This window comes from Allobosea eneae, assembly GCF_042657265.1.
GTDB classification, from domain to species: Bacteria; Pseudomonadota; Alphaproteobacteria; order Rhizobiales; family Beijerinckiaceae; genus Allobosea; species Allobosea eneae.
Genome location: NZ_JBHSLW010000056.1, coordinates 43,377 through 52,399, shown reverse-complemented (window position 1 = coordinate 52,399; position 9,023 = coordinate 43,377). Strand labels below are relative to the sequence as shown.

Annotated in this window: 12 protein-coding genes; 2 read left to right on the top strand and 10 right to left on the bottom strand. The window is 64.4% G+C overall.

Annotation, left to right across the window (positions count from 1 at the left end; all coding sequences use genetic code 11):
- Window positions 1–172: 172 nt before the first annotated feature.
- Window positions 173–340 (top strand): hypothetical protein, encoded by a 168-nt coding sequence (locus tag ACFPOB_RS26275; protein ID WP_377801257.1) that lies wholly within the window; start codon window positions 173–175, stop codon window positions 338–340.
- Window positions 341–477: 137 nt separating this feature from the next.
- Here the strand turns inward: ACFPOB_RS26275 and ACFPOB_RS26270 are convergent, their stop codons facing one another.
- From ACFPOB_RS26270 to ACFPOB_RS26250, 5 genes are read right to left on the bottom strand one after another with little or no spacing between them, the layout of a single operon-like run.
- Window positions 478–972, bottom strand: a complete 495-nt coding sequence (locus ACFPOB_RS26270) for a hypothetical protein (protein ID WP_377801256.1) — start codon at window positions 970–972, stop codon at window positions 478–480.
- Between the two features lie 13 nt (window positions 973–985).
- Entirely contained in the window at window positions 986–1,225 is a 240-nt protein-coding gene (locus ACFPOB_RS26265) for a hypothetical protein (RefSeq protein ID WP_377801255.1), read from the bottom strand.
- Window positions 1,225–1,551 carry a hypothetical protein gene (locus ACFPOB_RS26260; protein ID WP_377801254.1) on the bottom strand — a complete coding sequence of 109 codons (327 nt, stop codon included), beginning with the start codon at window positions 1,549–1,551 and terminating at the stop codon, window positions 1,225–1,227. Before ACFPOB_RS26260 ends, ACFPOB_RS26265 begins: the two co-directional genes overlap by 1 nt.
- Before the next feature lie 8 nt (window positions 1,552–1,559).
- The gene (locus tag ACFPOB_RS26255) at window positions 1,560–1,835 is read right to left on the bottom strand and encodes a Pam3-gp28 family putative phage holin (protein WP_377801253.1); all 276 of its coding nucleotides are present in this window, start codon (window positions 1,833–1,835) and stop codon (window positions 1,560–1,562) included.
- Window positions 1,836–1,865: 30 nt separating this feature from the next.
- Window positions 1,866–2,519 (bottom strand): peptidoglycan-binding protein, encoded by a 654-nt coding sequence (locus ACFPOB_RS26250; protein WP_377801252.1) that lies wholly within the window; start codon window positions 2,517–2,519, stop codon window positions 1,866–1,868.
- A 74-nt stretch (window positions 2,520–2,593) separates the two neighbouring features.
- Between ACFPOB_RS26250 and ACFPOB_RS26245 the strand changes: the two genes are divergently transcribed.
- On the top strand, window positions 2,594–2,884 hold the full coding sequence (locus tag ACFPOB_RS26245; RefSeq protein ID WP_377801251.1) for a hypothetical protein: 291 nt from the start codon (window positions 2,594–2,596) through the stop codon (window positions 2,882–2,884).
- Between the two features lie 236 nt (window positions 2,885–3,120).
- On the opposite strand, the gene ACFPOB_RS26240 is transcribed toward ACFPOB_RS26245, so the two are convergent.
- The 5 genes from ACFPOB_RS26240 to ACFPOB_RS26220 are packed head-to-tail and all read right to left on the bottom strand — an operon-like array spanning window position 3,121 to window position 9,022.
- Window positions 3,121–3,477: a hypothetical protein gene (locus ACFPOB_RS26240; RefSeq protein WP_377801250.1), complete on the bottom strand. Its 357-nt coding sequence runs from the start codon at window positions 3,475–3,477 to the stop codon at window positions 3,121–3,123.
- Window positions 3,477–4,649 carry a hyaluronate lyase N-terminal domain-containing protein gene (locus tag ACFPOB_RS26235; RefSeq protein WP_377801249.1) on the bottom strand — a complete coding sequence of 391 codons (1,173 nt, stop codon included), beginning with the start codon at window positions 4,647–4,649 and terminating at the stop codon, window positions 3,477–3,479. Before ACFPOB_RS26235 ends, ACFPOB_RS26240 begins: the two co-directional genes overlap by 1 nt.
- Window positions 4,650–4,654: 5 nt before the next feature.
- The gene (locus ACFPOB_RS26230) at window positions 4,655–4,861 is read right to left on the bottom strand and encodes a hypothetical protein (RefSeq protein ID WP_377801248.1); all 207 of its coding nucleotides are present in this window, start codon (window positions 4,859–4,861) and stop codon (window positions 4,655–4,657) included.
- A complete protein-coding gene (locus tag ACFPOB_RS26225; protein ID WP_377801247.1) occupies window positions 4,858–5,901 on the bottom strand; it encodes a hypothetical protein in 1,044 nt (347 codons plus the stop codon). Before ACFPOB_RS26225 ends, ACFPOB_RS26230 begins: the two co-directional genes overlap by 4 nt.
- Before the next feature lie 7 nt (window positions 5,902–5,908).
- A complete protein-coding gene (locus ACFPOB_RS26220) occupies window positions 5,909–9,022 on the bottom strand; it encodes a phage tail protein (protein ID WP_377801246.1) in 3,114 nt (1,037 codons plus the stop codon).
- Between the last annotated feature and the right edge of the window lies 1 nt (window position 9,023).

Genomic DNA, 9,023 nt, shown 5'->3' with positions numbered 1-9,023 from the left:
CGCGTTGCCCTACGCTGCGAAAAGACCAAGCGAAATTTCGCAGCCATTGTCGCTCTCGCCGCAGCATTCGTCTTGGTAAAATCCGTCCACACCGCCTAGGCTGTGCGGTGCACGCTCCTGGACACCGCAATACCCTTGTCCATGCGCCATCAAGGCGCTCTGGAGAAAGACAATGAGACAGCCTGTTTCAAGCTCATTCGCAGTCGAGAAACGACGATTGGAGGCTGAAACCGCAGCGGCGAAGCTGAAAATGGTCACGACAAAAACGCCAGCCGCAGAGCAAGCCTACCACGACGCGCTTGCAAGAGAGACCAAGCTTCTCGAGCGCTGGCTCGGCTGAAACAAAAAAGGCCCGCCCCCCGCGTGAGCGAGACCGGGCCAGTTCAACAGGGAGGCAACAAAGCCGAGGAGGCAGGAGCCACTCGACGGCCGGTTATGCCGGCCAGACGATCGCCGAGGCTCAGCCCGGCAATGCGGTCAGTCGAGGTTAACGATCACGAGGATGGCGCCGCAGAACACGCCTGCGGCGACCATCAGCCCTATTCTAATCCATTCCCGCGTCGGCACCCGCCCCGAGACCGCCTCCGGCGCGACCAGATGGCAGAGCGCCCCCATGCAGGTCATGGCAATGTGGAAACCCCACCAGCCGCTGTCGAGCCAGGAGACGGGCTTGTCGAGCATGCGCCAGATGATCGAGCCCAGCCGGGCATAGGCGACGCCACACCAGGCGGTGAATATCCCGATCGAGAGGATATCCGCGCCGTCGATCAGCCTACCCTTGCGGATCGCTTGCCAGGCCACGGGCGCATAGGCAACGACGATACCGCTGGCGACCGAGAGGACGATCACGTTGCCGGTCTCGATCGCGATGCGCGAGCCGAGTACGATGATCGCGGCGGGATAACTGAGCATCACCGCCAGCAGCAGGAAGAGCAGCGTGCGCCGACGCAGTTCGTTGGTAGGCATATCCATGGGCGCCGGTCCTTCAGCGATGCGGGTGATGGTCGTCCCGCAACCGGGACAGAAGCTTTGCGAGGATCGGCCGGAGCGGCTCGACATCGGCGTTGCGCCGCGCGACCGCGCCCTTCATTTCCCGCGCGGCCGCGGCGTTCTCCGCGCTCGCGACATCGATCCGCCGGGCGCTCGCTTCCATAAGCCGGTCCATCGACGCGGCCCTTTGCTCTCGCTGACGGGCGACGCCGGAACGCCAGGGCAGAAGCCACATCACGCCCGCCTCCCGCGCTGCGATCGATCGAGCGTTTCGTCGAGGTGTTCCAGCCTCTGGTCGATCCCGCGCACCGCCTCAGCCAGGCTGCGCGCCGAATCCGCCGCCTTGTCCTGAACCGCGGTGTTGGCGCGCATCGCGTCGGTGGAGGCGACGAGCGCCGTGGCGACCTTCTCGGTCATGCTCTCGACGAAGCCGAGATGGCGCTCGTTCGCCGCCTTCAGCGCCTTCTCCAGTTCGCCCATGCGCCAGAGCAGATAGAGGATGATGGCGCCCGGCGGGCCCAGGCCGAGCAGAAAGTTGGTGAAGCCCGCCGCATCAGGCATCAGAGCCGTCAGCCGCGCGTCACGACGGTTGCGGGATCGTCGACCTTCGCCGCGATTTCCGGCGTGGTGACGATCTTCGCCACCTCGGGCAGCGCGGCGGCTGTCGCGACCAGGCCAGCCTTACGGCGAAGCCAGAGGCTGTAGGCAGTCGTCAGGATATTCATGGCGAGCCCGACGACGATCTCTGCCGAGCCGCCGTCGATCCAGCCGCGAGCGACCATGGCGGCGCCCGCTGATTGCAGAAGCGTGCGGACAAGCGACCAGACCTGTTCGATCGTGAACATGGTGATCTCCTAGATGATGAAGAGGGGTGATCAGATCAGGCGGCCGAGTTCGTCCTTGCGGACATCGAACGACGGGCAAGCTTTGGCAGCGTACTGGTTGTGACCAGAGACCTTGCGGATCGCGGGATAGCGCTCGATCAGCGCACGGCAGAGAGCCAGCAGCGCGGTCTTCTGCGCAGGCGTGCGGGTGTCTTTCGGGGTCTTGCCGTCCGCAGCGACACCGCCGACGTAAACGACGCCGAGCGTGCCGGTGTTGTGACCGGCGACATGCGAGCCAACTTGTGATTCCGGCCGGCCGGGCGCGATCGTGCCGTCCAGCAGCACCACCCAATGATAGCCGATGTCTTTCCAGCCCTGGCCGATGTGCCAGCCGCGGATGGTATCGACCGAGACGGGCCGGCCCTCGGGCGTCGCAGTGCAGTGGACGATGATTTCCTCGATCCGGCGCGACGTGGGCTTCGGGAAGGCGGGGAGATTGGCGTCTCCGGCCAGCGGCGCGGGTTTTTCGACAGTGGCCGCCTGAAGCGCAGCGATAGTCTTCGGCCCGGCAACGCCATCGGCAGCAAGGCCTCGCCCCCGCTGGAATGCCATGATGGCGGTCTTCGTCTTCGGGCCGCTTACGCCATCAGCAGCGAGCGAATAGCCGAGCGCGATCAGCGCCCGCTGGATAGCGGTCGTTTCCATGGTGTTGCTCCGGCTGAAGAGATTGTGGAAGCTGCCCAAGCTGTTGCTGCGAGCAACAAACCTAGGGGGAGCGAATGACCGAGCAGCCTCTGAAGCCGTCCGACCTCGAAAGCTTTCTTGCCGAGTATAACTCGACCAGAAACGCATTCTTTCACGCGCTATCGTCAACACTGGCGACAACGGCGCAAAGCCAAGCGGAGCCCGTTGACTTCATCAAGCAGTTCCGCGCCCACGCGGTAGACGCAGCCAATGCCGCCAGGCTTAATTCAGAACTTCAGTCCGGCGGCGATCTACGCGACGCCACAGTGCTCACACTGAATGCGATTGCGTCGGAGGCTGAGTCTCTACTGAAGCCGCGACGATGAACGTCTGGCCGCTCAGCACAACAAACGAGCGACCCGCCGCAATCTGCTGAACCGCATCCACGAAGCTCGGATCAGTTCGCGCGCGACGCGCGACCTCAATCAAGAACCTCGTCTCATCGTCAATCGGCGGCACATCAAGCCGCAGATCGCCATTCTCGTAGATGAATTGGACGCCTGTCATAGTGTTGCTCCGGACATGGAAAAACCCGCCAGAGGCGGCGGGCAAGCGGAGCGGCTCAGAGGGCCGCGGCAGCGACCCAGAAATCGCGCCGGGTGGGCTCGTCGAAGCCCAGCAGTGCGCCGAGCTGCGCCGCCAGCGGATGGGCGAATTCGTAGGTAGTGGCCGACGAGAGCAGCATGCGAGCACCAAAGCGCTCGCCTTCCGGCAACTGGCCGATCGCCGTCTCCATCGCCTCAGGCAGATCGCCGCGCGCAGCCCAGGCGAGCGCTTCCGCCTCGGTGATCACGTCGAGCACTGCAAGCTGCTGCGCGAACTGGCGATCGGAGATGGCGGCTGGATCAAACTGAAGCGGTTCGACAGGCGCGCCGGGATCGATGTCGATAAGGTCACCAACCTCATTCAGCACAAACATCAGCGCGCCTCCACGATCAGGCTTGATCCGGCCGCGAAAGCGGCTGCGACAGTCGTCGCCAGCAGGAGGTTCGTCGCCGCCGGTCCGCTTGCGCGCTCGGAATTGAGCATCGCGATGGCAGCTGCAGTTCCGGTGTGCTGGTATGAAATAGCCCCCATTCGCGGGAATGAAACGCCGTTCGCCCCGCGCTCGAACAACCCCTCGATGATGGCGTTGCGAGCCGCTGCTGCGGCGATCGTCGTGCTCAACAGGCCGAATGAGCCCGCCACGAAGTCTTCACCCGAAACAGCGGCTCCAACCTGCGCTTGATAAGAGGAGTTGTAATCGCTGCCACCGGAATCATAGGTCCCGCCGCCATCTCGGCTTGAGCGCCAAATCGCCTGAAAAGAGTCCATCGCCGGATTTGGAGCGACGAAGAGCCTGAAACGGTAGAGGCTGTAGCTCCCAAGAGGCACGATGAAGCCGTAGACGGCCGCACCTATCACCGTCTGGTCGAAGATCGTTGTCCAGCCCTGCCCGACAATGGCCCGGACCTGCGCTGGCGTGAGGTCGACAGGATCACCGACGCCCGCGCCTAGCGCACGGCCCTTCATGGTGGCGGCTGCCATGTTGGCGAGCTTTCCGTTCGTCACCACGTCGTCGTCAATCGTCAGCATCGAGCCGCCCGCCGAGACGGTGATGTCCCCCCGGTCTCCATCGGCCAAATGGAAAGTTGCCGACCATTTCGAGACGCCGTCGGACACCATGTCGAGGCGACCGCGCGGAACCGCGAAGGAGAGCGCCGTCGCGCCGTTGATCGTGTCAGCCCCGGAGCGGGCGATGTTGAGTACATTCGCGCCGCTGATCGCCGGGAAGTTATCGATGAAGGAGATCGTCCGGCCCGGCGCGACCGAACTCGCCAGCGGCAACGTGCCCGTGCGAGCCGCGGTGAAGGCAGCATTCGGCACAACCAGGCGGTCGGTCGACTGAAACGAGAAGTTGGCATTGCCGACCGCGCGCAGCACCTCGGACGTCACTTCGTCGAGCCGGGCCATTTTGATGCCGCCAGCGGTCGCCCCATCGTGGCCGACGACGCGTTTCGTATCTTCTTCCCAGGTATACTCGCCTGGGGCACCAATAAACGTAGCGTGCGCCGCAGCCGTGCCGCGGCGGTGCTGAACTTGAACGGCCATGGTGATTACTCCTCGGTGTAAGGCGCGTTGACCGCGAGCGCGACCAGGCGGGCGTGCTCAAGGTTGAGGCCGGCGACGCGGATCTGGTCGCGGCCGGAATGGATGACCAGGAGTGCTATCGAGGGGTCGGCCTCGGCCAGCATAACTTCCGCCGCCAGAGGGTCTTTGCAGGCATCTACATCGACGACGACGCCTGTCATCTCGCCGATCATGGTATTGTCCCGTAATCGGCAAAATCTGTCGGAATGTCGGTGATCATCCCGTAATCAATCAGATTGGTTCCAGCGAAGACAATCGCAGCGGCAGCGGCGGCCGAATTGGCTGAATTAACCGCATAGTGCTTGGCCGAACGTCCGTCGACCGTGCCGGTGATTGCGATGCCATATGGCTTTTCAGCCCATTCTTGCGCTAGAGAGGCCTTGTCGACCGCAGTGTCCTTCGCAGCGACCACGATGGCCTTGTCAGCGGCAACAGTGGCCTTATCAGCCGCAGCGGCACCCGCGCTCTCGCCAGCTTTCGTCGCGTGATGCTTGGCCGAGCGCGTGCCGGCCGTGGTGACGTCGGTGTCGACGGCCTTTTCCGCCCAGTCTGCAGCAAGCTGCCGCTGCGCGCTTGTTTGCGAGACGGCATCCGCCTTGATCGCATTGGTTTCGGATACCGCCGCTGCCTTGATGGCGTTGATGTCAGTGATGCCGGTCGATACGGCGCCCGCTGCAGAAACTGCCGAAGCGGCGGCTGCCGTAGCGTGGCCGCTCGCAGTCGATGCCCAATGAAAGGCCGAACGCGTGCCCGCCGTCGTGACGTCCTGGCCGACGGGGCGCGAGGCCCAGGCCTGCGCGAGATCACGGGCGGTAATGCTGTCGCCGCGCGCCGCCAGCGCCTCATCACGAGCCTGGACCGCCGTGGCGCTGGCGCTGGCGTCGCCTTCCAAGAATTTCGCGAACTTGTAGGCAAGCGCCCTATCGTTGAGGTGCCAGGGCTGGCGGGCACCAGTATAGGCCGAGTTCGTCGCGCTTGGGCCGGACCACGGCTCGGTCAGCAGAACCTCCGTGTCCGAGACGATGTCCTTGATGTAGTGCCGGGTCGAACCGATCGCGAGCGTGTCGCCCTCGAGCGCCGCCGAGGTGAAGATAGTCGCCGTCCCATTCAGCGCGTTGACCGAACCGGTGACGGTCGCGCTGCCGTTGACGACAGTGATCAGTCCCCCCTGAAAGAACAAATTTTCAGGGTAGATGACATTTCCGAAGCTCATTGCGGCCTCATTTGTTGTAGCAAACGGCGGAGACCGAGACGCCCACGAGGTCGAACGGGCCGCCGACAAAGGTTGCCTGGTCAAGGATGACCTCGATCGTCTCCACGCCGTTGTAGCCAACGTCGTAAGAGGCCATCACAACCGTGTTGTTGTAGGAGCTCTGCGAACCGCCCGCGTTGATCGGGTAGTTGACGTAGGAGACCGGCGCGACCTCGATGTCGGAGCCGTTCCGCCTGATCCGGATATTGGAGCCGCTGCCGTTCACCGCGAACTGGCCGCCCCGGTAGACACCGATGACGGTCACGCGCCCGCCGACCTGGACCGGCAAGGTCGTCGTCACATTGCGCCCGCCCGAGCTTGCGCTGGCGTGGCGCGTGATCGTGCCGCTGCGGATCGCAGCGTTGTCGATATAGGTCGTTCCGTCGATCACCGAAAACGGGATCGATCTGGTCAGCGGGTTGCCGACGACAAACCGGTTCGTATCGACAAAAAACTGACCGTAGAACGTGCTGCCCTGCTGGATCAGTTCCAGATAGAGCCCGGCTTCAAAGGGCTGACCACCAGCCTGCGCCCGCAGGATCACCGCAAAACGCGCAAACACTCCAGCCGGGGCCGCGACAGCCGCAAACTGGATCAGCCCCTCGGCCATGAGGTTGCCGAGGCGCGCGTTGACCTGATTGACCTGTTGAGCGATGGCCTGATCGGCGCTAACCAGCGCCTGCAAGGACTGGTTCGTCGATGCGGCGCTGTTGTTGAAGCTCACCGTCAAATCGGTGATCGACTGCGCCAGAGCCCCGTACTGGTTCGCCCGAAGCGCGATTTCCTGCGATAGCCCGGTCTCGGCAGAGCCGAGCCGAGCGTTGAATTGCGTGAGCGACCCCGCGAAGGCCTGGTCCTGCGTCACCAGCGCGGCGATCTGCTGGTTGTAGCCAGCGAACCCGGATTGAAGCTGTGCGGACAAGCCCGTGTAGCTGGCGGCGAGAGACGTCGTCTGCGTCTGCAGCACGCCGATCTGTTGAAAGGCGTCAGCGAAGCCGGAATCGAGCTGCGCCCGGATTTCAGTCGTCACGCTGACCAGCTGCTGCGTCAGGTCCTGTTTGACCTGCTCGGTCTTACGGATGCCGGTTTCGGCGAGGCGCCGACCCTCAAAAGCATCGACCATCCCCTCGAGCACGCTGCCAAAAATCGGATCGATGTCGGGCAGCAGTTGCGTGCGATAGCGGATGCCCTGTTTGAGATCATCGTAGTCGACGCGAAAGCGCGCCGCCGGCAGCGCTGCGATCGAGACCCACGGCGTCCAGGTCACCGGCCGCGCCGGTACCGTCGCGATCGACGCCCGGAACTCGTATTCCCGCCCAGTCGGCGGCTGGTCGAGGATGAATTCGCCATCGGCCGGGCTGTCATCGCGGACCCGCGTGGCCGGGATCGTGCCGATGATCCGGTATTCGATGATGACCGCGACGATGCGGAAATCGTCAATCGGGTCCCAACGCAGGCGCAGGATCGGCCGGGTCGACCCGTCTGCCGCCGTGATTACGTCCGGCTGAACCGTGAAGTTCGTAACGGTCGAGGGCAGCGGGGGGCCGGGTGGAAGCGACGGGATCGGAACATAGGGCTGCTCGTCGGCAGCGTTCCAGCTAAAGACTTCGTTACCGATCTCCTGCAGCTGCAGCGTCACGGTGTCGTCGGGATTGAGGTCGCGCGAGGCGATGCGGTAGAGCCGGTTCTGGGCGAAGGTGGCGCTGTCCCAGCGGATCCAGTCGCCGGGCTCCAGCCAGAACAGATGCATGCCGAAGGTCGCCGAGCCCGAGGCCTGCCGGCGCGTCTCGCGCATGCGGATGCGGGCGGCGCGCTGCGCCTGCGTCACCGAGGTGATCGAGCCGAAATCCAGCGCCACCGCCAACCGCTCGCCGTCTTCGGTCGAGAATACCGAAGAAGTAATCGGCGGATAGGAATTGGCCTGCCATTGCGCGGCCGGATCGACGAACTGGCCATGCACCTCGTTGGTGCGCTCGGTGCGCGATTTGGAGCCCTGCCATTTGACCCCGCGGGTCCAATCGATATCGGCGTCGGTGACGGTCGTGACCGGCAGGAAGGCGGCGCCCGGCACCAGCCCGAAGGAGCCGTTGCGCTCGATCAGATAGCCCGCCATGGCCTGCACGATCGGCGCAAGCGTGGCGCGGTGATCGGCGTCCTGAGCAATGGCCACCGTAGAGCAGCGATAGCGCGGCTCGGAGCCGCCGGCATCGAGCGGCACCGCCTCGTCGCAGATGTTGGCGGCCTGGACGAAGGTCTCCGTCAGTAGATCATAGTCCGGCAGGTCGAGCCCCATCAGGCTCTGCCCCTCCGCCTGGATGCCGCGAAAATAGTTCCAGGCATGCACCGCTGGGTTCTCGGAAAACTCCCAGGTCGCCGGATTCAGAAACGAATGCGAGCCGGTGCCGCCATAGGCCGGATCCTTGCGCGGGTCGTGGCAGCGATAGCCGCGCAGCTCGAAGAGCAGATCCGGAATCGCGTCGAAGGTGTCGTCATTGTTGATGAGCTCGACCACGACATAGGTCAGGCCGGCATAACGGTCGGTCGCCTCGAACCGGTCTGGCGCGAAGGCGCGCGGCCGGCCGGGCGTGGGCTGGCCCGGCCGCCCGTCATAGAACCAGAGGGTGAAGCGCTTGTCGCCGAAGCCGGTATCGCCGAAGCGCTCCACCCAATATTTCGCGACAGCGCCATTGTCAGCATCTAGCGGCGCCAGGGCTTCACGCTGATTGCCGACCCAGACAGCATCAAGCCCGTCGCACCAACCATCGGACAACAGAAACACCTGGCATAGCCGCTCTTCGGACGGTCCCTCGGTAGCAACGAAGGCGAGATGGCCCTTGAGGCCCGCCCGGCCGAACACGGCCTGGCGGGGGATGTCACCGCCGACCTGCAGCGTCGCGGCGATCTCACCGGGCTTGGCCGCCGCCGATTTCTGGCCGCCAATGGCCGAGGCCAGCGCCGACAGGCCCATCGACAGGCCGAAAGAGAGCAGTGCCTTGCCGACGACGCCGAGCCCGGCCGCCCAGGCGGTGACGCCGGTAATGGCCGCGCCAACGGCGCCGATGATCGCGGAGACGAACGGCATG